Here is a 21,683-nt window from a genome sequence, read left to right as displayed (position 1 = left end):
CGTATAAAACGAATAAAAAATTTATGCGCAGAAAGCACATGTGCCGCAAACGCGATCAGCCGTCCGCGGACAGTCGACGGTGCAGCGTCGCGACGAGCCGGTCGAACGCGCTGTTCGCCGCTGCGATCGATGTGATGTCGGGAGACTCCTCATGCGCGATGTCGGTCAGCACCTGTCCCGGCGGCGCTTCCAGCAGCACGCGTGCGCCTAGCTCCACCATCGCGGTGAGGCCATCGTACCAGCGCACGGTATGGCGCATGTTGCCCGCCAGGTCGCCGCGAATCGCATCCGCCGTGTACAGTGGACGGCCGCCGCGATTGCCGATATAGACGCTCTTCGGTGCGTCGAAGGGCAGGTGGGCCGCGAAGCCCAGCAGTTCCTCGGCCGCGTCGGCCAACAGTTCGCAGTGCGATGGAACGCTGACGTCGAGCGGCGTCGCCCTGCGGGCGCCGGCCGCACGCGCGCGATCGACAAAGGCGCTGAGTGCGTCGTTGGCGCCAGCCATCACGATCTGACGTGGCGCGTTGACATTGCCGATGTAGACGGGCGCCGCGCCTTCACGCATCTGGTCCGCGGCCAGCCGTTCGATTTGCGCTTCGCTCAAACCTGAAATCGCCGCGAGACCGTAACCGTGCGGATACGCGGCTTCCATCAGCTCCGCGCGTTTGCGCACCAGTCGCAGCGCGTTGGGGAAGCTCAGCGCGCCGCAACTCACCGCGGCTGCGAACGCGCCGACCGAGAGTCCCGCGCTGATGTCGGGCACAAAGCCCTCGTCGGCGAGTGCGCGCACGATCGCCACGCCGGCCACCACGAGCCCGATCTGTACCGCGACCGTGGAGCGCAGCGCGCTGGCGCTGTCGAGCGTGAGCAGGTCGCACGCGAGCGTCTGCGATGCCTCTTCGAGCGTCACGCGAACGGCTGGACGATCGGGTAGGCGGTGCAGGAAACCTTCGCTCTGCGCGCCCTGACCAGGGAACTGTAGTGCAAACATCAGACGCTCCAGAGATCGGTGACGAGCCGCGGACCCGTCGACGAACGCGCGAGCACACGAGGGCCGCCCGTGGCCCATTCCGCGAGAGCAATACCGCCGGCGGGCGTGTCGAGCTGCACATCGATACGGATTCCGAACGATATGCTATGCAACTGTAACCACTCAGCAAGACTGGCAGCTTCATCGCGTGAAAGCAAAATCGGCGCGCGAATCAACAGGTCGAGATCGCTCGCAGGCGTGACAGTCGGCACGGACGTAGCCAGTTCGAAACCCGCACTTCCAGCGGGTCCCCATGCATGAGCCCCAAAAATGGCACCACCCTCCGCGGACATCAAGGAAGCCAACGCTGCAAACACCGGCAAATCTCGTCGCGATCCGGACAGCGCGCACAACCCGTACGGCGCACGCAGCAACGCTTCCGGCGCAACGACCGCATCGATGTCGTCCAGCCCGACGAAGCAGCCGTAACGTTGCGCCCTCGTATCGCCGCGCACGCCAACCGCAACGAACCCGTCAGGCGCAAGCGCGCGCCTGACCACGACGAATGGCGCACGAACCAACGCTTCCTGAACCCACGCGGGCGCATCGATCAGAACAGGAAGCCTCGCCAACCGCAACAGATCGTGCGGCCGGCACTGGGCAGTCACGCCGCCACCTTCAGCGGAAACGCCACGCACGGCACCGCACGCAGCACCACCATCGCTAACGGCGTTCGCGCTCAAAGCGCATCCCACTGCTCGGCAAGCCGCCGCCGCACTTCGACGGACGCCGCGCGCGTCGTCCGCGCAGTCTCTGACGACAGACGCCGCGCAAGCGAACGATCGCCCGAGCGCGCATCGCGAATCTGCTCGACGAGCACGCTTTTCACGCGCTCGATCTGCGCGGCGTCCGGCGCATCCGCATCCACGCCGTCGATCAGCTGGTCCAGCAATCCAAGCTTCGCGAACGACGCCATCGAATACGACATCGGCGTGATCGTTTCGCCAAGCTGATCGAGCGCCTCGACGGTCCGCCGCGTCACGCGCGCCGCCGCCTCCTTGCCCATCGCGTGCACCATCGTGCCAGGCGCATCGAGCGCGACGATGCGGTTCGCCTGATAGCCATGCGCGAGAAACGCGCCCGACATCGCCGGTCCAACGATCAGCGCGATCACCGGATGCCCCGCGAGCCGCGCGGTCGCATACGCATCGACGGCCGCCGCACACGCGAGATGGATGCCGAGCATTTCCTCGCGATAGCCGTACGCCTGGCTCTTCACGTCGACGATCGCGACGATCGGCCGGCGCGTGGTCGCATCGCGGTCTGCTTCGACCGCGTCCGTCACCGCGCGCGCGAGGCGCCAGCCCTGTTCGAGCCCGACGACGTTATCGACCGCGCGCGGAAAGCGGTTCGCAGGATCGGACACGACGCTGATGAAGCGCGCGGTGTCGTCGCCGAGCTTGACGTCAGCGCAGAGCACTGGCGGGCGCGACAAAGAATCGCTGGCAAGCGCCTGGAACCAGCGCGCGCCGCGCGTGAGGGGCGTGTCGATCGAACTCATGCCTGCTGCTCCTGTTGTGCGGTCGGCGGGAAGATCGCGCGCATCGTGTCGGGCGTCACCGATGCCGGGTCGATCTGCGCGAGCCGCGCGAGATACGTATCGATCTGTCGCGAGCGGGGCGTGCTGTTCGATCCATGCTCAGCGTTCGCACCATGCGCGAAGGTCCGCAGCACGGCGTCGCGTACCGCGGCCGTATCGTCGTCGACGAGCGCATCCGCGAAGCCGGTCGCCGCGCGCTGCTCGCCGCCGATCAGTTGCCACACGCGGCGCCGGTCGCTCGAATCGAGTTCGTCGATGCCCGCTTCCTGCTCGATCACTTCGGGGCCGTTCATGCCGAGCCGGCCCTGCTTCGTGACGACGAGATGCGAGCACAGCGCCGCCGCGAGCGACATGCCGCCGAAGCAGCCGACCATTCCCGCGATCACGCCGACCACGGGCACGTACTGACGCAGCGCGACGATCGCGGCCTGCATCTCCGCGATCACCGCGAGCCCGAGGTTCGCTTCCTGCAGCCGCACGCCGCCGGTCTCGAAGACGATCACCGGTCGCACCAGCTTGCCGCGTTCGCAGTCGCGCAGCGCGAGCTCGAGTGCCGCGGCGATCTTGCTGCCCGACACTTCGCCGATGCTGCCGCCCTGGAACGCGGACTCGATTGCGGCGACGACAGCAGGCTGACCATCGAGCGTGCCGCGCGCGATCACCGCGCCGTCGTCGGCCTGGCAGACGATGCCCTGCAGCGACAGCCAAGGCGATTCGATCCGGTCGAACGGCCCGAGCAGTTCGCGGAAGCTGTTCGCATCGAGCAGCGTGCGCGCACGCTCGCGCGCGGACAGTTCGATGAAGCTGTCGTGCAACGTAAAGGCGGGCGTTTCGGCAGTAACAGTACTCATGGCCGGTTTCCTGAAGCAGCACCATCATTAACCTCAGCCGCTTCAACAGCCTCCGCGAGCCGCAGTGCAACCACGCCCGGCGTCGCGCCGAAGTCGTTGATCTCGATGAGCGCGGCGCCGTCATAGCGCGTGAAAAAGCGGTCCAGCACGCTCTTCCAGATGTGGCTGTAGCCGTCGACGCTGGTCCGCACGATCACGTGCGCAGTCTGCGCGTCGGCCGGAGAGAGCAGCACTTCGAGGTCGCCCGAGCCGACCACGCCCACGTGGGCGCGCGTCGTCACCGTGCGCTGTGCCGGATAGTCGAACGTCAGATGTTCCATGTGATGGGGCTCCCGCTGACGCCGGGCGACGTCAGCCTGTCGATGAAGAGGGTGGCGGCGAGCAGATCGGCTGCGCCGCCGGGCGATGCGTTCTGCAGCAGCAGCGCGCGTTCGAGCGAATCGAATTCGGCGCGGCCTTCGTGGGTCGCGCTGCCGCCCGCGGCCAGCACGCGTCGCGCGCCCTGCTGCGCAGTGTTGAGACCGGGCAGCCCCGCGCGATGCAGGAGACACGTGTCGTCGAGCGATACCATGATCGCGAGCAATGCGTCGAGCCTTGCGTGGTCTTCGGCGGCGCCGCGTGTGCGTGCCGCGCGCAGCGTCGGCAGACCGGCGCGGCGTACGTGCGGAAACGCGTACTGTGCTTCCTGACGCGCGCCACCCACGCCATAGCGTTGCCGCACGCGCTCGCCGTTGCTAGGACGGTGAGTTACAGCAGCGCTACTCACCGCCGTCGAGCCCGCGGCAAAACGATCGGGAAAGCAGGCGATCTGCGCGGCTGTCGTGCAGATACGCGAAGCGTAGGATTCCGATGTTTCTTCCGGCAGTGTGTTCGCGCAGATTGCCGCACCGGCCGCGAGCAGGCCGACGATCCAGATTGCGCCGCGATGCGCGTTGCTGCCTTCCGTCGCGTCGAGCATCGCGCGCTCGCCGGCGCGGCCGATCTGCCCAAGCTCCGCGCGCAATGTTGCCGAGGGTGAGCGGCCGCGCGACGTGCGGGCAAGCGCGACGAAGGTCGATTCGAGCGAACGCGCGGAGCGCAGCATCGTATCGAGATCGAGATCGGTGTGCGCGCCGCTGCCGCGCCGGTCGACGAGCGCAGGCTTCGGCGTGAGCTCCGCTTCCGCGATCAGCGCGGCGACGGCGAGACGGCCGAGGTCGGTATCGGACGCGGACGGCGCGAGACGACTGGCAGCGTCGTCTTGAACCACGAATGCGTCGGCACCATCAGAGGCATCCTCCCGGCGCTTCGCGTCAGCCAGAGCGGCGGCACAAACGTGCTTCGCCATGCCGCTCACCAGCTACGAAAGCGCGCGGGCGGCGCATACAGCCCACCCGACCACGCGACGAGATCGTCGATGCTGCGCGCCGCGAGCAGCGAGCGCTTCGCTTCGCCGCGACGGATGCCGAGATCTTCCGGATACGCGACGATGCCGCGCCGACGCAGCTCGGCGGTTTTCTCGGGCTTCGCGCGCAGACCGATCGGCGTCACGCCGGCCACCGCCGCGAGCGCCGCGCGCCGTTCGTCGACGCTTTCGGCCTTGTGCAGATGCGCGATGCCTTCTTCTGTCACAACGTGACTGACGTCGTCGCCATAGATCATCACAGGCGCGACGGCCATGCCGCTTTTCGCGCCGACCGCAACCGCGTCGAGCTCGTCGACGAAGGTCGGCTCGCCGCCTTTCTTCCATGTCTCCGCGAGCTGCACGACGAGCTTCTGGCCGCGCGATACCGGCCCGGTGTCCTTCAGCAGCTTCAGCCACGCTTCGCTCGTGTGACGGCGGCCGCGCGGATCGTGGCCCATGTTCGGCGCGCCGCCGAAGCCCGCGAGCCGGCCGCGCGTGACCGTCGACGAATTCGCGTCCGCGTCGATCTGCAGCGTCGAGCCGATGAACAGGTCCACCGCATACTGGCCCGCGAGCTGGCACAGCACGCGGTTCGAGCGCAGCGTACCGTCGCTGCCGGTGAAGAATACGTCGGGCCGCGCTTCGATGTACCGCTCCATGCCCACTTCGCTGCCGAAGCAGTGCACGCTGTCCACCCAGCCCGATTCGATCGCGGGGATCAGCGTGGGATGCGGATTGAGCGTCCAGTTGCGGCAGATCTTGCCCTTCAGCCCGAGCGACTCGCCGTAGGTGGGCAGCAGCAGTTCGATCGCGGCCGTGTCGAAGCCGATGCCGTGATTCAGCGCGGCGATGCCATAGGGCGCGTAGATGCCCTTGATCACCATCATCGCGGTCAGCACCTGCAGGTCGCCGATATGGCGCGGGTCGCGCGTGAAGAGCGGTTCGACCGCGAACGGCCGGTCCGCCTCGACGACCACGTCGACCCACGAGCCGGGAATGTCGACGCGCGGCAGCTCGTCGACGATCTCGTTGACCTGCACGATCACGATGCCGTGCCGGAACGCGGCCGCTTCGGCGATGGTCGGCGTGTCTTCGGTGTTGGGGCCCGTGTACAGGTTGCCATGGCGGTCCGCCTTCTCGGCGCACAGCAGCGCGACGTTCGGCGTGAGGTCGACGAACATCCGCGCGTACAGCTCGACATAGGTGTAGATCGCGCCGATCTCGAGCTGGCCATCTTCGAGCAGTTGCGCGACGCGCAGGCTCTGCGGACCGGCGAACGCGAAGTCGACCTTGTGCGCGATGCCGCGCTCGAACAGCGTCAGATGCTCGGGGCGGCTGATGCTCGAAATCAGCAGATGCACGTCGTGCACACGCGCCGGGTCCACCTTCGCGAACGCGCGCGACAGAAAGTCCGCCTGCTTCTGGTTGTCGCCTTCCAGTGCAACGCGGTCGCCGGGGCGAATCAGCGCTTCGAGCGCATCGACGATGTGCTCGCGCCGCAGGATGCCGTCGTCGAGCCACGGCGCGATCGACGCCAGGCGACGGTGTTTCTCATCGCGCAGCGTGGTCCACGAACGCGTGGCGGTCGGAGCGGGGCGGGCGCTGGCATTCTGAGTTGAAGCGGAGGCGGAACGCGTATCGGCGGGGGAATTCATCGGCGGCTTCAGCTCCGGGTGGCGCCGCGCGCACGTCGCGCGCGCGGCTTGCGCCCGGCGGCGTCCGCAGTCGCGGCCTCCGTCCGTGCGCGTTCGGTGAGAAAACGGTAGACCAGATCGCCGGTGCCGAGCAGGTGCGCGGAGAGCAGCGACTGCGCGGTGGCGACATCGCGGCGGCGGACCGCGTCGAGCAGCGCCTCGTGTTCCGCGTCGGACTCGCCCTTGTACGACGGCAGCCCGAACTTCAGGCGCAGGTAGCGTTCGCCGCGCCGGTGCAGCGTGTCGATCATCGCGGCCAGTTGCGCACGGCCGGCGGGCGCGTACAGGCTCAGGTGGAACGCCTCGTTGCGCGCGACGTAGCGCGACGGATCGGGCTCGTCTTCCGCGGCCTGACATAAACGTTCGCATTCCGCGAGCGTAGTCTCGGTGTGCAGCGGAATCGCGAGGCCGATCGCGAGGCTCTCCAGCGCCGAGCGGATCTCGTAGATCTCGCGGGCTTCTTCCGGCGACAGCTTCGCGACCGTCGCGCCCTTGTGGACCTCGACCTTGACCCAGCCTTCGCTTTCGAGCTGCCGCAGCGCCTCGCGCACGGGAATTGCGCTGACCGAGAAATGCCGCGCGATCGCGTCCTGGCGCAACGGCGCGCCGGGCGCCAGCGAGCCGTCGACGATCGCCGCGCGCAGCGCGTCCGCGATCACGCGCGACGTGCTGGCGCGCGGTTGCACGGGCGCGGGCAGGAACGCCGGCGAGGCCGCTTCCAGGGGAAAACCATTTGTTGCGTCGCTCATAAGATCAAATATTATATATAAAAAGACGCGTTTCCCAACCGGAAAAACCCGCCCCAACCGCGGCGATTCATCCGGCGACTCTGGCCACCGTGCACAAGCGTAGCCCAGCAGCGAGCTGGATGCGCCTGTCCGGCGGCCAGTTTGCCAAGGAAAAAGAAGAAAGCGCGCTACCACGTCCGTCGCGTGATACAGGAAGCACGCGGCGGCACGCCATCAACCGTATCGCCGGAGGAGCAACATGGACTCACTGATGGACCGCGAGCGCACCGCGCGGCGGCGCACGCCGCTGAACCGCTCGCAGATCGCCGGATTCTGGGGCGCGTGGGCGGGCTGGACGCTCGACGGGATGGACTCGTTCATCTACGCGCTCGTGCTCACGCCGGCGCTGACCGAACTGCTGCCGCACTCGGGCTACGCCGCAACGCCCGCCAACGTCGGGCTGGCCGGCTCGATCCTGTTCGCGCTGTTTCTGGTGGGCTGGGGCCTGTCGTTCATCTGGGGGCCGATTGCCGACCGCTTCGGCCGCACCAAGGTGCTGGCCGGCACGATCTTCACGTTCGCGATCTTCACCGGGCTGGCCGCCACCGCGCACAACGTGTGGGAGCTGGGCATCTACCGCTTCATCGCGGGTGTCGGGATCGGCGGCGAATGGGCGCTCGCGGGCACCTACGTGGCCGAGGCGTGGCCGGAGGATCGCCGCAAGATGGGCGCCGGCTATCTGCAGACCGGCTATTACGCGGGCTTCTTCCTCGCGGCCGCGCTGAACTACACGGTCGGCGTGCACTACGGCTGGCGCGTGATGTTCCTGACCGGCGCGGTGCCGGTGGTGGTCGCGATTCTCGTGCTGCTGCGCGTGAAGGAGACCGAGCGCTGGGAAAAGGCCGAGCAGCAGGCCGAGGTGAAGGCGATCCGCACGAAGCCGCTGCGCGAGATTCTCGGGCCGATGTATCGACGCCGCACGTGGGTCGCATGCGCGCTCCTGACCATCGCGATCATCGGGCTGTGGGCTGGCGCGGTGTACGAGCCGTCGGCGGTGATCCAGCTCGCGACGCGCTCCGGCATGGACAAGGCCGGCGCAATCAAGACCGCGTCGCTGGCCACGGGGCTGCTGTCGATCGGCACCATTCTGGGTTGCCTCGCGCTGCCGCCGCTCGCCGAGAAGATCGGTCGCAGGCGCACGCTGGCGATCTATTTTGCCGGCATGGCGGTGTCGATCGCCGGTGCGTTCGGCTGGGCGTTCTACCTGCCGAACGGGCTCGCGCCGTTCATCGCGTGGCTGTTCGTGCTGGGTTTCTTCGGCGGCAATTTCGCGCTCTTCAGCCTGTGGTTGCCGGAGCAGTTCGAGACGCGCGTGCGCGCCACCGCGTTCGCGTTCTGCACGTCGTTCGGGCGCTTCATCGGGGCGGGCGTGAACTTCCTGCTCGGTGCCGCCGTGCTGCACATGCATACGCTCGGCGTGCCGGTCGCGCTGACGGCGCTCGTGTTCGTCGCCGGCCTGTTCCTGATTCCGTTCGCGCCGGAGACGAAGGGGCAGGTGTTGCCGCAGTGAAGCGGGTACGCGGTTCAAGCTGAAACGAAGCGCGGCGCTCGAAGCGAGCGCCGCGTTTTTTTGCGGACGCGCGTTGCACCGCCTGAAGCTCGATGCACCTTCAACGCGGCGCGAGCCGCCGCACCATCGACACCAGCGGCCAGCCGAGATTCACACCGAGGCTCGCCGTCACGATCAGCGCCATGCCCACCATCTGCGCGGGCGCGAGCGGGCGGCCGTAGACGAGCGCGTCGACGGCGATCGCGGTCAGCGGATAGACGAACAGCAGCACGGCGATGGTCGGCGTCGTGAGTCGCGGTAGCGCGCCGTAGATCAGCACGTACGATAGGCCGGTGTGCAGCACGCCCATGCCGATCAGCCAGAACCACTGATGCGGCTCGATGTGCAGCGTGCCGAGCGGCGCGAGAAACGGCAGCACCACGGTGCCGACCAGACACTGCGCGAGCGTCAGCAGATGCGGCCGCAACGCGCCGAGCGACTTCGCGATCAGCGTGACGGCCGCATACATCACCGAACCCACCAGCGCTTCCGCGATGCCGATCAGGTAGCGCGTGTGGCCCTGCAGATGATCGGTCGCGAGCACGCCGGATGCGAGCACGAGCCCGACGAACGCGATCGCGATCCACGCGGGCCGGTCGATGCCGAGGCGCTCACGGAACAGCACCGCGCCCATCAGCACGACCCAGAACGGCTGCACATGGAACACGACGGTGGAGACCGCGATGCTGGTGCGGCCGATCGAATCGAAGAACGCGACCCACTGCGTGACCATCAGCACGCCGGTGATCAGCGCGAGCCCGACGATGCTCGGCGTGAAGCGCTGCTCGCGGAAATAGCCCTTCCACACGCAGTAACCGGCCAGCGCGATGAAGCCGAAGAAGCAGCGGCACAGCACCATCGTGAACGCATCGAGGCCCGCCTGTTCGACGAAGATCCCGATCGTGCCCATCAGCAGGCCGGCAGCGGCGAGCTGGATAGCAGCCTGTGGACGGTGGGCGGGCAACATCGGTTGAATGCTCCTGTTTGCGTGGATAGCGGAGAACGTGCAATCGAGTATCGACGCCTTGTCAGCCTGTGGCAAACAAATTAAATTGAGCAATCTCATCAATCTGGCTGATAAATCATGCATCCGGAGTTCGACGTCGATCTGCTGCGCACCTTCGTCGCGGTGGTCGATACGGGCAGCTTCACGAAGGCAGCCGCGAACGTGCATCGTTCGCAGGCGGCGGTGAGCATGCAGATCAAGCGGCTCGAGCAGATGCTCGGCGCAACGCTGTTCACGCGCGACACGCGCAATCTCGCGCTCACGCGCGCGGGGCACGCGCTGCTCGAATACGCGCGGCGTCTGCTCGATCTGCATGCGGAAGCGTGGTCGGCGATCGCGCGGCCCGAAGTCAGCGGCCGCGTGGTGCTCGGCGCGCCGGACGACTACGTATCGTCGCTGCTGTCGCCGGTGTTGCGGCGCTTTTCGAAGCGCTTTCCGCACGTGGAGATCGAGATCGTCTGCGCGCAGAGCACCGCGATCGCGCCGATGCTCGCGGACAACAAGATCGATCTCGCGTTCGTCACGCGCGACCGCAAGCTGCGCGGCGACTACGTGCGCAGCGAGCCGATGGTGTGGGTCGGGTTGCGCGACGACCGTAGCGTGCTGGCGGCGTCGCCGTTACCGGTGGGCCTGTACGAGCCGGGCTGCGTCGCGCGCGTGCATACGCTGAATGCGCTGAACGGCGCGGGCATCCGCTTTCGCGCGGCGTACAGCAGCGCGAGCATGCTGGGGCTCGTCGCGACGGTGGACGCGGGGATCGCGATCAGCGCGCTAGTGCGTTGCTGCGTGCCGCAGCGGCTGGAGGTGCTCGGTGAAGCGCACGGGCTGCCGGAAATCGAACCGCTCGATATCGTGGTGGCGCGCAGCGCGAAATCCGACCGGCCCACCTGCGACTATCTGGCCGAGCAGATGCTGCAGGATCTGTCGGTGCGGAGATAATGCGCTAACCCTGACGGCACGATCGTGCGGCGAGCGCCGGCCGGTCCCCGCAGGCAAATTTCCTTCAATACGCGCACGACACATTTCCCTATCGTGGTTTGCCTTCCGGATGAGAGAAGGCGGACGAAAGCGGCGGTCCGAGGTTCGCCGCCACTGCACAGTCAGTCGAAGGGGGAGGTCATGTCGCTACTTGTCGCGATGTGCACGTTGTCGCTGTCCATGTCGATATCGCCAGGACCCGTGAACATGGTGATCATCTCGTCGAGCGCGAATCACGGCGTTCGACGGACCATGCCGTTCATATCCGGCGCCACGATCGGATTCACGTTGCTGCTTGTGTTCGTCGGCTTCTGGCTGATGCAGACGGTGGGCCGTCATCCGCTGATGCTGAGATACCTCGAATACGTCGGCGCGGCATTCATGATCTATGTCGGCTTCCGGATCGCGTCGTCGTCGCCGGACCTTGCCCTCGAGAAGCGGCGCACGCCGACGTTCATCGAAGGCTTTCTGCTGCAGTGGCTCAACCCGAAAGCGTGGATTGCGTGCGCGTCGGGCGCCGCGCTGTTTTCCGACCCGAACACCCACGCGACGATGATCGTATTCGTCGCGGTGTACTTCGTCGTGTGCTATGCGTCGCTGGCCGCATGGGCCGTGCTTGGCGATCGCGTTTCCATTCTGCTGCGCAACCGGATGCGCATCCGTCTGTTCAATCTGGCGATGGGCGGGTTGCTGATCTCGACTGCCGCCTGTCTGGTGTTGACGCAGATCGCACCGCGCAACGCGTGACGGGTTTCAGCGCTTGTCGCGGTACTGGCCGGGTGTCGCGGCCATATGGCGTTTGAAGGCGCGCTGCAGGTGCGCCTGGTCGGAAAACCCCGCGTCGATCGCGACCTCGGCAATCGGGTTGCCGCGTTTGAGCAGCGCCCGCGCGTACTCGATCCGCGCGTTGACGAGGTACGCGTGAGGCGTCATCCCATAGCGACGCTTGAATGCGCGGATCAGATAGGGCGCCGAAAGCCCGGTCGCGGTGCACAGTTCATCGAGCTTGATCGCGCGCGTGCGGTTGTCGCGCAGGTAGTCCGCTGCCTCGACGATTCTTGGGTTCGGTTCGTCGGATGCAGCCGGTTCCGCATCGAGCGCATGCTGCAAACCGGAGAAGAACGTGATCATCGCGGCGTGCTTTCGCAGGCCTTCCTCGCCGGTGTCCGTCAGTACGTCGTGCAGACGGTTCAGTCCTTCGAACAGATGGCGGTTCGTGGTCAGCACTGTCGAAAATCGCTGGAATCCCGGCGTCCGGCGGGTGTTCGTGCGTTGCTGGATCTCGCCCAGCCATCCCGTATCGACATAGAGCATCAGGTACGACCACGCGCCTTCGTCGATCGGATTGCAGCAGTGGACGTCGCCGGGATTCATGATGACCACGCTGCCGGTGGTCACGGGCAAGTGAGCGCGTCCGTTGACGTAGACGTTGCGGCCCTGGGTGATCGCACCGATCGAAAAGGTCTCGTGCGCATGCGGGGCATAGCAGACTGTGCGGCCATCCGGAACGAAACGCGCTTCGACGAACGGTAGCGCGCTGTCTCGCCAGAACGTCGGCGCTGACAGGCGATTGTCTTCGTTCGTCGCAATCCGCTGGCGCGCTGCGCGCACGTTTCATCCCCTCGCGTAAGCCGTCACTTCCCCATCCACCGCGAGCCTGACCTGCTCGCCCGGCCGCGGGCTGCGATAGCCCGGCACGCGCGAACGAACTGTGGTGCGCCCCGCGGGCGAAGGCACGTCGAGCACGACTGCGGCATCCTGGCCGTGGAAGGTGACATCCTGCACCGTCGCGTCGAGCCATGCGGCTGTCGCGCCGATCGTTTCGTCCGCCGGCGAGATTTCGTCGCTGCGCCGCAGATGAATCTGCTCGGGCCGCACCATCACGTCGACCGCGCCGTCCACCACCGAACCCACGAGAGGCAGATCGCCGAGCGCGCAGGTCACGCGTCCGCGGAGCGCGTCGCCGGGCAGCAGCACCGCTTCGCCGATGAACGACGCGAGCTCGCGCGATACCGGCTGGCGGTACAGCGCTTCGGGCGTCGCGGTCTGCAGCAGACGGCCGCGCCACAGCACGGCCACTTCATGACCGAGCGACAGCGCCTCGCCCTGATCGTGCGTGACGAGCACCGCGGTCGCGCCGGCCGCGGCGAGCGCATCGGCGACGGCTTCGCGCGTCTCCAGCCGCAACGCGGCATCGAGCGACGAGAACGGCTCGTCGAGCATCACGAGCGTCGGCGAGGGCGCGAGCGCGCGTGCCAGTGCAACGCGCTGCTGCTGACCGCCGGACAGCTGCTGCGGCGCGCGATCCGCGAACGACGCAGGCAGGCCCACCAGCTCCAGCAGTTCGGCAACACGATGACGCGCACGACGTTGCGCGCGCGGCAAACCGAACACGATGTTGTCCGCCACCGAAAGATGCGGGAACAGCGCGCCTTCCTGCGGCACGTAGCCGATGCGGCGCTGCTCGGACGGCACGTGCAGGTTGTCGCCGGCCACGCGGCGGCCGTCGATCTCGATGGTGCCGCGATCCGCATGCTCGAAGCCGCACAGCACGCGCAGCAGCGTCGTCTTGCCGCTGCCCGATGGTCCGAGCAGCGCGAGCAGCGTGCCGCGCCGGATCGACAGGTCGACGCCGTGCAACACGGCGTGGCCGTCGAACGATTTATGCAGGCCGGAAATACGTACGTCGCTCATTGCAGATTTCTTCGCAGACTTCTTCGAATAGGGCGGACCAGCTTCAGTTGCGTGGCTCAGTTGCTAACGTCAGTTACTGCGTTCGCCCAGCAGCGCCGAGCGCCCGAGCAGCAGGAACAACAGGCCGGACGCGAACAGCGACAGTCCCGTCAATAGCGCAGCATACGGCGCCGCGGCCGCGAACGCGAGCTGCGACGTGTCGGACCAGACCTGGGTCGCCAGCGTATGCGTATCGATCGGCGACAGCAGCAGCGTCGCGTTCAGCTCGGTCACGACCGAGATGAACACCATCGCCGCGGCCGCGCCCAGACCCGGGCCCGCGAGCGGCAGCATCACGCGCAGACACGTCTGCAGCCAGTCGAGGCCCAGTGCGCGCGCGGTGTCTTCGAGCCGCGGCTGCGCCTGCGCGAGCGCGGCGCGCACGCTGACGAGCGCGAGCGGCAGAAAGAGGATCGCATACGCGATGATGAGGAGCGTCGTGCTTTGATACAGCGGCTCCAGCGCGTGTACCGCGAGCGACACGATCGCGAGCGCGATCACGATGCCCGGCACGCCCTGCGCGAGAAACACGGTGCGTTCGAGCAGCGTCGCGACGCGACCGGGGAAGCGCACCAGCAGCAACGCGAGCGGCAACGCGAGCACGGTGGCGAGCAGCGCCGCGACGAGACCGTATTCGAGCGAGGTCAGCGTGGTGTTCAGCAGCAGTTCGGGCGACACATCGGCGGGCGTCACCGCGGCGGACGATTCCTGCGTGAGCCAGTAGCCGATCATGCCGAGCGGCACGCCAAGTGTGGCGATCGATACCACCGCGAAGCCGCCGGCGACGAGCCAGCGCCAGGCGCCGAGCTCGTAGCGCTTCGCGGCGCGGCGCGCGCCACGGTCGAGGCGTTCATAGCGCGCGGTGCCGCGCACGCGGAATTCGACCGCGAGCACGATCAGGCACAGCACGATCAGCACGCACGCGAGCATCGACGCGCCGCCGCCGTCGAAGCTCGTGCGGTACTCGGCGTAGATCTCGGTCGTGAAGGTACGAAAACGCAGCAGCTGGAATGCGCCGAACTCGGACAGCACGCCGAGCGCGACCAGCAGCATGCCGCCCAGCAGCGCAGGCCGCAGTTGCGGCAGCACGACGCGCACGAAGGTTTCCCAGCGTCCACAGCCGAGCACGCGCGCGCTTTCCTCGAGCGCCGGATCCATGCCGCGCAACGCGGCCGCCACCGGCAGATAGACGAGCGGAAAATAGCCCGACGTGATCACCAGCAGCGCGCCGCCGAAGTCCTGCAGATCGAGACTCAGCGACACCCACGCATAGCTGGAAACGAATGCGGGCATCGCGAGCGGCGCGGCCATCAGCACGGCCCACAGGCGCCGCCCCGGCAGCCGCGTGCGTTCGATGAACCACGCGGCGGCAGTGCCGACCACTGCTGCCGCGAGCGTGGCCGACACGGTAATCAGCAACGTATTCGCGAGCAGTTCGCCGACGAGCGGCCGGTACAGCAGGTCGACCGCGTCGTCGATGCCGAAGCTCGCCGCGCGCCACACCGTGAGCGCGAGCGGCAACAGCACCAGCAATGCACCGACCGCCGCGGCGGCGAACAGCGTGCGCGGCGCCCGCCTGCGCGTTTGCGCGGGGAGGGGCGCCGGCGCACCGACCGACACGGCGTCGCTCATTTACAGCAGGCCAGCCTGACGCAGCAGACGGCCCGCCTGGCTGTCGTCGCCGAGTGCCTTCACGGACAGCGTCGGCGGCTGCAGCTGGTCGAACGGCTTCAGGATCGGGTCGGGCGAGACGCCCGGACGCGCCGGATATTCGAACTCGACCTTGCTCTTCGCCATCAGATCCTGCGCGCGCTCGCTCACGAGATACGCGAGGAATTTCTGCGCGCCGGCCGGGTTGTGCGCGCTCTTCAGCACTGCCGCGCCCGACACGTTGACGAGCGCACCCGCGTCGCCGTTCGTGAAGTGATAGATCGCGCTGCGCGTGGACTTGTCGCCAAGCTCCTGATGCAGACGCGCCCAGTAGTAGTTGTTGATGATGCCGGTCTGCACCGCGCCGCGGTTCACGGCGGCGACCACGCCTTCATCGTCGTCGAAGATCTGCGAGTTGGTCTTGAGGCCCTTCAGCCAGTCGAGCGTCGCGGCTTCGCCCTTCAGCGCGAGCACCGCGGACACGAGCGGCAGGAAGTCGCCGTCGCTCGGCGCGATGCCGACACGGCCCTTCCACTCCGGCTTCGCGAGATCGAAGATCGACTGCGGCATCTGCGCCGGCTGTACCTTCGCGGTGTTGTACGCGAGCACGTTTTCACGCGTCGTCACAGCAACCCAGTCGCCGTCCGGCGAGTTGTAGCGCGTGGGCACCGCGGCGAGCGTCGAGTCGTCGACCTTCGCGAGCAGGCCCTTTTCCTCGAGCAGCATCAGTTCGGGCGAGTTCTCCGTGAAGTAGACGTCCGCCGGCGACTTCGCGCCTTCGGCGACGATCTGCGCGGCGAGTGCCGGGCCTTCGTCGGTGCGAACCTTCACCGAGATGCCGGTCTGCTTTTCGAAGTCCTTCGTGAGCATGTTGACGACCTGCTCGTGCTGCGCGTTGTACAGCGTGATGGATTCCGCGTGGGCCGCGAGCGGTGCCGCGCCGAGTGTCGTCAGCGTGAGCGCGAGTGTGCCTGCGGATGCGCCGGCGGTTGCGCGCCGGCGCAGGTTGAGCCACGTTTGAACCATGATCGGGTGTCCTCTTTGTTCTATGGTGTGATGTTGCGTTGCCGCCGCGGATGGAATGAGCGGCACCGGCGGCTGCGCATCGCGCGCTGCCGGTGTGCCGCTGTCCGCTGTCATCCGCCGGTTGGCATCGTTACGCTTCGAACAGCTCCGCGCCGATGTACGAACCTTCCTTCGCGCCCGGCGGGCACGCGAAAATCGCGCTGCCGACGTGCGTCGTGAACTGGTTCATCATGTCGAACTTCGAGAGCTTTTCGTTGATCGGGATGAAGCCCGCGCGCGGGTCGCCCTGATGCGCGATGAAGATGAGACCCGCATCGTACTCCGTCTCCTGGCGCCACGGCGGCCACCGTTCGATGTAGAAGTTCGTGCTGTCGTTGTACGAGTACGAGCGGCGCAGGATCTGCGCGCCGTTGTTGTTGTCGCGATTCGACAGGCGCACGTGCGAATTGTCCGGAATCAGCGGATTGCCGTCCTTGTCGTTCGCCGAGAGATCGACCTTGTCGAACTCGTTCTTGCTGCCGATCGGCGCGCCGCTGTACTTGTGGCGGCCGAACACCTGCTCCTGGAAGCCGAGCTCCATCTGGTCCCAGTGCTCGACCGTGATGCGGATGCGGCGCACCACCGTGTAGGTGCCGTCGTTCATCCACGACTGGTCCTGCGAGCTTGCCCAGACGAATTCCTTCATCGCCGCCGGATCGGTCGCGGGCGGGTTGTTGGTGCCGTCCTTGAAGCCCATCAGGTTGCGCGGCGTCTTGCCCTTCGGTCCTGACAGGAAGCCTGCCTGGCCCCAGCGCATCGCCGCGGTGCCGTACGCGACGCGCGCGAGCTGGCGCACCGCGTGGAACGCGATCTGCGGATCGTTCGCGCATGCCTGGATGTACAGATCGCCGCCGGTCTTCTCCGGCAGCAGCTGGTCGCCGTTGAAGCGCGGCAGGTCGACGAGCGCGGCGGGGCGTTTGCCCGCGAGGCCGTAGCGATCCTTGCCGTCCTTCGTGAAGAGACCGGGGCCGAAGCCGAACGTGATCGTGAGACCCGCCGGATCGAGACCGAGGATGTCGCCGGAGTCGACCGCGGATTTGTCGTCGGCGGTCTGCAGCGACGCGGCCGTGTCGCCGCGCGTCATGCGCGCCGACATCTCGGTCCACGTGCGCAGCAGCGCGATCACGTCGTCGCGCTTCGTCGTGGTCAGATCGAGTGCGGCGACGTAGGTGCTGGTCTGCTGCGGCGTGACGATGCCGCCCTGATGCTTGCCGTAGAACGGCTCGACGTGATGCGTCGGGTCGACCGTCGCGGTGCGGGCGTTGGCACCGTCTTTTGCAGTGGCCGTGGCCGCCTGCGCGAGACCGGCCGCGCCGACGCTCGCGCCCGCCGCGACCGCGAGGCTGCCGGCCTTCAGGAAGCCGCGCCGCGCTGTTTGTGTGGGGGACTGTTTTTTCTCTGCCATATGCTTACTTCGCCAGCACGAGCGTGTTGACGTCGTCCTCAACGTAGTAGAAACCATCGCCTTCCGGCGTCATTGCGATACCGAACAGGTCGCCGTTGCCCGGGGGCGACTGCGCCTTGTCGGTGTCGATCCAGCGTGCGTAGATCTGCTTGCCGCTGACCGGGTCGATCTCGACGACCTGGCCGTTCAGCGCGTTGGTCGCGAGCAGGTGGCCGTTCGGCGCCGTGGCGAGCGCGAGCGGACGGTGCAGCAGTCCGTCGACGGTCAGTTGGCGGCCGACGCCCGCGCTGGTGTCGCGCGTCATCGGATCTTCGATCTCGTTGATGCGGTTGCCGATCGCGTCCGAAACATACAGCAGTTTCTTGTCCGCGGACAGCGCGAGGCCCGTCGGTCCGACGAGGAACACGCCCTTGTCGGCCTGCGCGCCGTAGCCGCTGCCGATCACCGTCTCGCTCTTCACAACGGGCGGCTTGCCGTCCGGAATGTCGAGGTCGACGCGCAGCACCGTCGCCTGCTTGAAGACCGGCGGATTGCCGTCCGCGCCGCCCACGCCGAAGCCCGCGTTGCTGACGAACAGCGTCGCGCTCGCGCCGTTGTCGACGACGGCCATGTTGCCCCACGGATCGTTGATGTTCGGACTCGCGATCGTTTTGGCGACCTTGCCCTGGTTGTCGAGCACGATCAGGCAGCCGGCGCCCTTGGTGCCCGTCGTGCCGTCGTTGCTCGGCGTGCTGCCGACGATCACCCAGCCCGACTTCAGCATCGTCATCGCGGTGGACAGGCCGATGCCGCCCGGGCAGTCCTTCAGGTCGCGCGGTACCGTCGCGAACACCGACATCTGCTTCGTGTCGGGGTGATAGTCGACGATCGTGCTGCCGGTGCCCTGCAGGTTCGTCGAGTTGTTGAAGTTGCCGACCAGCACGTCGCCGGCCTTCACGCTGCCCGACGACACCGGCGCGACGACGATCGCGTACGGGTTCTGGTCGCCGTTGTCCGGCACCGTGTTGATGAGCGTCGTGTGCTTATGGACCGTTTCGAGGAAGCCTTGCGGATCGGCGAATGCGCTGCCGGCCGCGGCGAATGCCGCGACGCCGGCCGCGAGCGCGGCGAGCGTGCGCGCCGCGCGCCGGCCGCGAGCGTTGAGTGACGAAGTAGTGCGCATGGAGTGATTCATCGTGTGGTGACCGCGCGCTGTCCGGATATCGTGGTGTGAGGTCATGATCGGCGGCGCGGTGCGGTGGATGAGAAAGCTCAGAACGTGATATTGGTGCGGACGCCGACGACGAACGTGTTAGGCAGCGGCTGCGTCGCATCGTTCGGGTTCTGGCCCGCGCCGGCGTTGAACGTGTACTGCATGTCGCCCTGGATCTGCCACCACGGCGTGGCCTGATACACGTAGGTCGCTTCGAGCGTCGTTTCGCTGGTGCGCACGCCGTACGGGCCGTCGCTGAACGCGCGCGCATCCTGGTCGAGGCCGGTGATCGCGCTGCCGACCTTGATGTAGGTGGCGGCGAGGCCGACGCTGTCGTTGTCGCGGCCCGCGAACGGCGCCTTCATCACGATGCCCGCGTTCGCCGCGAAGCTCACCAGATTGCGGTCGCCCGGCGCGCCCATCACGCGCGCGAACACGCCGATGCTGCGCGGCTCGTCCGGATCGGGGCGCCACACCATCTGGTCGGCCACGGCGTAGAAGCTGTAGTCGCCGCGATGCTGGGCCGCGTTGCCGTTGCTCGCCGGGTTCGCGAGCGACAGGCCGGTGGTGTCGTAGTGCTGGTCCGCGAAGCTCGCGTTGTTGTACCAGAAGCCGATCTTGTAGGTGCCGGGCAACGCCTTCGAACCCGTGCCCACCATGTCGCCGTCGCTCGGCTGGTTGAGCGCGTACTGCAGCTCGCCGATGTACAGCGCACCGTTGTGCAGGTTGAAGTTCGTGCCGCTGAGGTTGTTCGGGTTGTTGCCGAGCGGATCGCCGTCGAACACGCCCGCGAGCGCGGTCACGGTCGGCGTGATCTGGCCGCGCACGCGGATGCCGAGATCGGCGAGCGGATAGGCCGGGCCGCCCGACGGCATGTCGTACGACGGCAGCGCCGGCCAGCCGAACATCGTATTGACGAAGGTCGCCGCGTACGAACTCGTGATGAATTCCTGGTCGAGACTCTGCTGACCGACCTTCACGTCGAGTCGCTTGTTCAGGAACGACTGCTGGTACCAGAGTTCCCACAGGCGCGTCGTGTCCTGTGCTTCGATGCCCGATGCCGTGTTCAGCGTACCGAGCTTGTTCGCGCTCAGATTCTGGCCATGGATGTTGAGCGCGCTTACGTTGAAGAGCCCGCCCGGAATGCCGAGCGCCTTCGACGTATCGAGCTGCACCGTCGCGGTGGTCAGGCCGTCGTAGTCGCCGCCGGTGTGCAGGCCGCCGCGCAGGTTCGCGAGGTACTCGCTGGTTTCGGTCAGGCTGAACGACACGCCATATTTGCCGAGCCACGGGCGCAGTCCGCCCATGTCGCCGAGCATGTTCTGGCGGGTCCAGAAACCCGTCCACTGATCGACCTGGCTGGACTTGATGTTCAGGTCGGCTTCCGGCGCTTCGGGCGCCGCATCCAGATTGCTTTGCGCCGGCGTGCTCTGTGCATACGAGACCCCGCTCGCGAGCGACGTGACGGCGAACGCGGTGCAGAGCACCGCACGGCGCAACGAAGTCGCCGGCAACCGGCGTGCGCGCAACGAGCTGTCCGGCATCGGACGCGCCTGCTTCAGGCGGTCGGTGGTGCGGGCAAATTTCATCGAGATACCTGATTGTTGTTTGAGTGAATCGGCATGCGATCCGGCAACGATCGGGATCGTGCGCGAAACGCCATCCGCAGCCGCGACGATCGGTTACGGGACAGCGAAATGGTACGCATCCGGCATGGCTCAGTCAATATAAATGAGAACGATTCGCATCCATATTACGAATCTTCCGTCGGTATCTTTCGTTATGCTTTCTATTTGGGTTTGGTGTAAATGAAAACGAAGCTTCGAGGGCGTTGTGCACGGCATCGAGCGAGGCGGTGCACCATACGACTTCCGGCCTGCGCGGCTACGCGCCGGGCCCGTTGTCCGGCGCCCGGCGTCGCGCGATGATGATTGACACGACCCGGCGCCCGCCGGGCTCAACCGCAGAGGTTGCCACGATGCCGCACACCATCCGTCTCGACCGCTACTTCGCCCGCATCGGCTACGACGGCCCGCGCCTGCCGACGCTCGACGTGCTGCGCGCGCTGCAGCGGCTGCATCCGCAGGCCATTCCGTTCGAGAATCTCGATCCGCTGACCGGCCGGCGCGTGCTGCTCGATCCGGCGTCGATCGAGGCGAAGCTCGTCGACCGCCGGCGCGGCGGTTACTGCTTCGAGCAGAACCGGCTGTTCGCCGAGGCGCTCATGCAGCTCGGCTTTCGCGTCACGCCGCTGATCGCGCGCGTGCTGTGGGGCCGCGACCCCGACGCCGTGACGGCGCGCACGCACATGCTGCTGCGCGTCGATATCGACGACGTGTCATGGCTCGCGGACGTCGGTTTCGGCCGCGTCACGCTGACGGCGCCGCTGCGCCTGATCACCGGCGGGCCGCAGCCGACGCTGCTCGAAACCTGCCGGCTCGCCGATGCGTCGCGCGGCGCGCTCGATCTCGAAGCGGCCAGCGGCGACCGCTGGTTCAAGGTGTATCGCTTCGATCTGCAGCCGGCCGAGTGGATCGACTACGAGGTCGCGAACTGGTACACGTCGACGTGGCCGGATTCGCATTTCGTGCACGACCTGATCGTCTGCAATACGCGGCCCGACGGACGCACGCTGCTCGTCAACACGAAGCTCTCTACGCTTGACGCGCACGGCGGCCGCAGCGACCGCACGCTGGCGGATGCCGCGGAACTGGCCGCGTGCCTGCATGACATGTTCGGCATCGCGACCGGCGACATCGATCTCGCCGACGTGTACCGGCGCGCCGCGGAACGCGACGCGGCCGCGTGACGCGTAAAA

20 protein-coding genes are annotated in these 21,683 nt (G+C 67.1%); 4 read left to right on the top strand and 16 right to left on the bottom strand.

Annotated features, from left to right (window positions below; translation table 11 throughout):
• Window positions 1-55: 55 nt before the first annotated feature.
• The 8 genes from mdcH to DVS29_RS17290 are packed head-to-tail and all read right to left on the bottom strand — an operon-like array spanning window position 56 to window position 7,248.
• On the bottom strand, window positions 56-991 hold the full coding sequence (mdcH, locus tag DVS29_RS17325) for a malonate decarboxylase subunit epsilon (protein ID WP_118181688.1): 936 nt from the start codon (window positions 989-991) through the stop codon (window positions 56-58).
• Complete coding sequence (locus DVS29_RS17320; protein WP_338069333.1) at window positions 991-1,713, bottom strand: malonate decarboxylase holo-ACP synthase; 723 nt, start codon at window positions 1,711-1,713, stop codon at window positions 991-993. The genes mdcH and DVS29_RS17320 overlap by 1 nt, the downstream gene beginning before the upstream one ends.
• On the bottom strand, window positions 1,710-2,531 hold the full coding sequence (gene mdcE / locus DVS29_RS17315; protein WP_118181686.1) for a biotin-independent malonate decarboxylase subunit gamma: 822 nt from the start codon (window positions 2,529-2,531) through the stop codon (window positions 1,710-1,712). Before mdcE ends, DVS29_RS17320 begins: the two co-directional genes overlap by 4 nt.
• On the bottom strand, window positions 2,528-3,421 hold the full coding sequence (locus DVS29_RS17310; protein WP_118181685.1) for a biotin-independent malonate decarboxylase subunit beta: 894 nt from the start codon (window positions 3,419-3,421) through the stop codon (window positions 2,528-2,530). The genes mdcE and DVS29_RS17310 overlap by 4 nt, the downstream gene beginning before the upstream one ends.
• On the bottom strand, window positions 3,418-3,741 hold the full coding sequence (locus DVS29_RS17305) for a malonate decarboxylase subunit delta (RefSeq protein WP_118181684.1): 324 nt from the start codon (window positions 3,739-3,741) through the stop codon (window positions 3,418-3,420). Before DVS29_RS17305 ends, DVS29_RS17310 begins: the two co-directional genes overlap by 4 nt.
• Window positions 3,729-4,748, bottom strand: a complete 1,020-nt coding sequence (locus DVS29_RS17300) for a triphosphoribosyl-dephospho-CoA synthase (RefSeq protein ID WP_118181683.1) — start codon at window positions 4,746-4,748, stop codon at window positions 3,729-3,731. The genes DVS29_RS17305 and DVS29_RS17300 overlap by 13 nt, the downstream gene beginning before the upstream one ends.
• A 5-nt stretch (window positions 4,749-4,753) precedes the next feature.
• Window positions 4,754-6,460, bottom strand: a complete 1,707-nt coding sequence (mdcA, locus tag DVS29_RS17295; protein ID WP_205962469.1) for a malonate decarboxylase subunit alpha — start codon at window positions 6,458-6,460, stop codon at window positions 4,754-4,756.
• An 8-nt stretch (window positions 6,461-6,468) separates the two neighbouring features.
• The gene (locus DVS29_RS17290; RefSeq protein WP_118181682.1) at window positions 6,469-7,248 is read right to left on the bottom strand and encodes a GntR family transcriptional regulator; all 780 of its coding nucleotides are present in this window, start codon (window positions 7,246-7,248) and stop codon (window positions 6,469-6,471) included.
• 238 nt (window positions 7,249-7,486) lie between these two features.
• Between DVS29_RS17290 and DVS29_RS17285 the strand changes: the two genes are divergently transcribed.
• Complete coding sequence (locus DVS29_RS17285) at window positions 7,487-8,797, top strand: MFS transporter (protein WP_118181681.1); 1,311 nt, start codon at window positions 7,487-7,489, stop codon at window positions 8,795-8,797.
• 100 nt (window positions 8,798-8,897) lie between these two features.
• Here the strand turns inward: DVS29_RS17285 and DVS29_RS17280 are convergent, their stop codons facing one another.
• Window positions 8,898-9,803: a DMT family transporter gene (locus tag DVS29_RS17280; RefSeq protein ID WP_118181680.1), complete on the bottom strand. Its 906-nt coding sequence runs from the start codon at window positions 9,801-9,803 to the stop codon at window positions 8,898-8,900.
• 117 nt (window positions 9,804-9,920) lie between these two features.
• Between DVS29_RS17280 and DVS29_RS17275 the strand changes: the two genes are divergently transcribed.
• On the top strand, window positions 9,921-10,781 hold the full coding sequence (locus tag DVS29_RS17275) for a LysR family transcriptional regulator (RefSeq protein WP_118181679.1): 861 nt from the start codon (window positions 9,921-9,923) through the stop codon (window positions 10,779-10,781).
• A gap of 180 nt (window positions 10,782-10,961) precedes the next feature.
• On the top strand, window positions 10,962-11,567 hold the full coding sequence (locus DVS29_RS17270) for a LysE family translocator (protein WP_118181678.1): 606 nt from the start codon (window positions 10,962-10,964) through the stop codon (window positions 11,565-11,567).
• A gap of 6 nt (window positions 11,568-11,573) precedes the next feature.
• Here DVS29_RS17270 and DVS29_RS17265 read toward each other — a convergent pair whose 3' ends face one another.
• The 7 genes from DVS29_RS17265 to DVS29_RS17235 form a co-directional block, all read right to left on the bottom strand.
• On the bottom strand, window positions 11,574-12,431 hold the full coding sequence (locus tag DVS29_RS17265; protein WP_240655662.1) for an AraC family transcriptional regulator: 858 nt from the start codon (window positions 12,429-12,431) through the stop codon (window positions 11,574-11,576).
• 3 nt (window positions 12,432-12,434) lie between these two features.
• Window positions 12,435-13,514 (bottom strand): ABC transporter ATP-binding protein, encoded by a 1,080-nt coding sequence (locus tag DVS29_RS17260; RefSeq protein WP_118181677.1) that lies wholly within the window; start codon window positions 13,512-13,514, stop codon window positions 12,435-12,437.
• A gap of 69 nt (window positions 13,515-13,583) precedes the next feature.
• Window positions 13,584-15,185 (bottom strand): ABC transporter permease, encoded by a 1,602-nt coding sequence (locus DVS29_RS17255; RefSeq protein WP_118181676.1) that lies wholly within the window; start codon window positions 15,183-15,185, stop codon window positions 13,584-13,586.
• The gene (locus DVS29_RS17250; RefSeq protein ID WP_118181675.1) at window positions 15,186-16,229 is read right to left on the bottom strand and encodes an iron ABC transporter substrate-binding protein; all 1,044 of its coding nucleotides are present in this window, start codon (window positions 16,227-16,229) and stop codon (window positions 15,186-15,188) included.
• A 130-nt stretch (window positions 16,230-16,359) separates the two neighbouring features.
• On the bottom strand, window positions 16,360-17,673 hold the full coding sequence (gene efeB, locus DVS29_RS17245; protein ID WP_118181674.1) for an iron uptake transporter deferrochelatase/peroxidase subunit: 1,314 nt from the start codon (window positions 17,671-17,673) through the stop codon (window positions 16,360-16,362).
• A 4-nt stretch (window positions 17,674-17,677) separates the two neighbouring features.
• The gene (locus tag DVS29_RS17240; RefSeq protein WP_118181673.1) at window positions 17,678-18,835 is read right to left on the bottom strand and encodes an NHL repeat-containing protein; all 1,158 of its coding nucleotides are present in this window, start codon (window positions 18,833-18,835) and stop codon (window positions 17,678-17,680) included.
• 89 nt (window positions 18,836-18,924) lie between these two features.
• Window positions 18,925-20,454 carry a carbohydrate porin gene (locus DVS29_RS17235; RefSeq protein WP_420816121.1) on the bottom strand — a complete coding sequence of 510 codons (1,530 nt, stop codon included), beginning with the start codon at window positions 20,452-20,454 and terminating at the stop codon, window positions 18,925-18,927.
• 389 nt (window positions 20,455-20,843) lie between these two features.
• On the opposite strand from DVS29_RS17235, the gene DVS29_RS17230 reads away from it, so the two are divergent.
• Window positions 20,844-21,674: an arylamine N-acetyltransferase family protein gene (locus tag DVS29_RS17230; RefSeq protein WP_118181714.1), complete on the top strand. Its 831-nt coding sequence runs from the start codon at window positions 20,844-20,846 to the stop codon at window positions 21,672-21,674.
• The last annotated feature ends 9 nt before the right edge of the window (window positions 21,675-21,683 follow it).

This window comes from Paraburkholderia phosphatilytica (assembly GCF_003443895.1).
GTDB classification, from domain to species: domain Bacteria; phylum Pseudomonadota; class Gammaproteobacteria; order Burkholderiales; family Burkholderiaceae; genus Paraburkholderia; species Paraburkholderia phosphatilytica.
Note: the sequence above shows the minus strand (reverse complement) of the source record. Positions and strands in the feature narration are given on the sequence as shown.

Bases quoted from the DNA above. Each gene is read 5' to 3' on its own strand.
- mdcH (WP_118181688.1), bottom strand. From the start codon at position 991: ATGTTTGCACTACAGTTCCCTGGTCAGGGCGCGCAGAGCGAAGGTTTC.
- mdcE (WP_118181686.1), bottom strand. From the start codon at position 2,531: ATGAGTTCGATCGACACGCCCCTCACGCGCGGCGCGCGCTGGTTCCAG.
- DVS29_RS17310 (WP_118181685.1), bottom strand. From the start codon at position 3,421: ATGAGTACTGTTACTGCCGAAACGCCCGCCTTTACGTTGCACGACAGC.
- DVS29_RS17305 (WP_118181684.1), bottom strand. From the start codon at position 3,741: ATGGAACATCTGACGTTCGACTATCCGGCACAGCGCACGGTGACGACG.
- DVS29_RS17300 (WP_118181683.1), bottom strand. From the start codon at position 4,748: ATGGCGAAGCACGTTTGTGCCGCCGCTCTGGCTGACGCGAAGCGCCGG.
- mdcA (WP_205962469.1), bottom strand. From the start codon at position 6,460: ATGAATTCCCCCGCCGATACGCGTTCCGCCTCCGCTTCAACTCAGAAT.
- DVS29_RS17290 (WP_118181682.1), bottom strand. From the start codon at position 7,248: ATGAGCGACGCAACAAATGGTTTTCCCCTGGAAGCGGCCTCGCCGGCG.
- DVS29_RS17285 (WP_118181681.1), top strand. From the start codon at position 7,487: ATGGACTCACTGATGGACCGCGAGCGCACCGCGCGGCGGCGCACGCCG.
- DVS29_RS17280 (WP_118181680.1), bottom strand. From the start codon at position 9,803: ATGTTGCCCGCCCACCGTCCACAGGCTGCTATCCAGCTCGCCGCTGCC.
- DVS29_RS17275 (WP_118181679.1), top strand. From the start codon at position 9,921: ATGCATCCGGAGTTCGACGTCGATCTGCTGCGCACCTTCGTCGCGGTG.
- DVS29_RS17270 (WP_118181678.1), top strand. From the start codon at position 10,962: ATGTCGCTACTTGTCGCGATGTGCACGTTGTCGCTGTCCATGTCGATA.
- DVS29_RS17260 (WP_118181677.1), bottom strand. From the start codon at position 13,514: ATGAGCGACGTACGTATTTCCGGCCTGCATAAATCGTTCGACGGCCAC.
- DVS29_RS17255 (WP_118181676.1), bottom strand. From the start codon at position 15,185: ATGAGCGACGCCGTGTCGGTCGGTGCGCCGGCGCCCCTCCCCGCGCAA.
- DVS29_RS17250 (WP_118181675.1), bottom strand. From the start codon at position 16,229: ATGGTTCAAACGTGGCTCAACCTGCGCCGGCGCGCAACCGCCGGCGCA.
- efeB (WP_118181674.1), bottom strand. From the start codon at position 17,673: ATGGCAGAGAAAAAACAGTCCCCCACACAAACAGCGCGGCGCGGCTTC.
- DVS29_RS17240 (WP_118181673.1), bottom strand. From the start codon at position 18,835: ATGCGCACTACTTCGTCACTCAACGCTCGCGGCCGGCGCGCGGCGCGC.
- DVS29_RS17235 (WP_420816121.1), bottom strand. From the start codon at position 20,454: ATGAAATTTGCCCGCACCACCGACCGCCTGAAGCAGGCGCGTCCGATG.
- DVS29_RS17230 (WP_118181714.1), top strand. From the start codon at position 20,844: ATGCCGCACACCATCCGTCTCGACCGCTACTTCGCCCGCATCGGCTAC.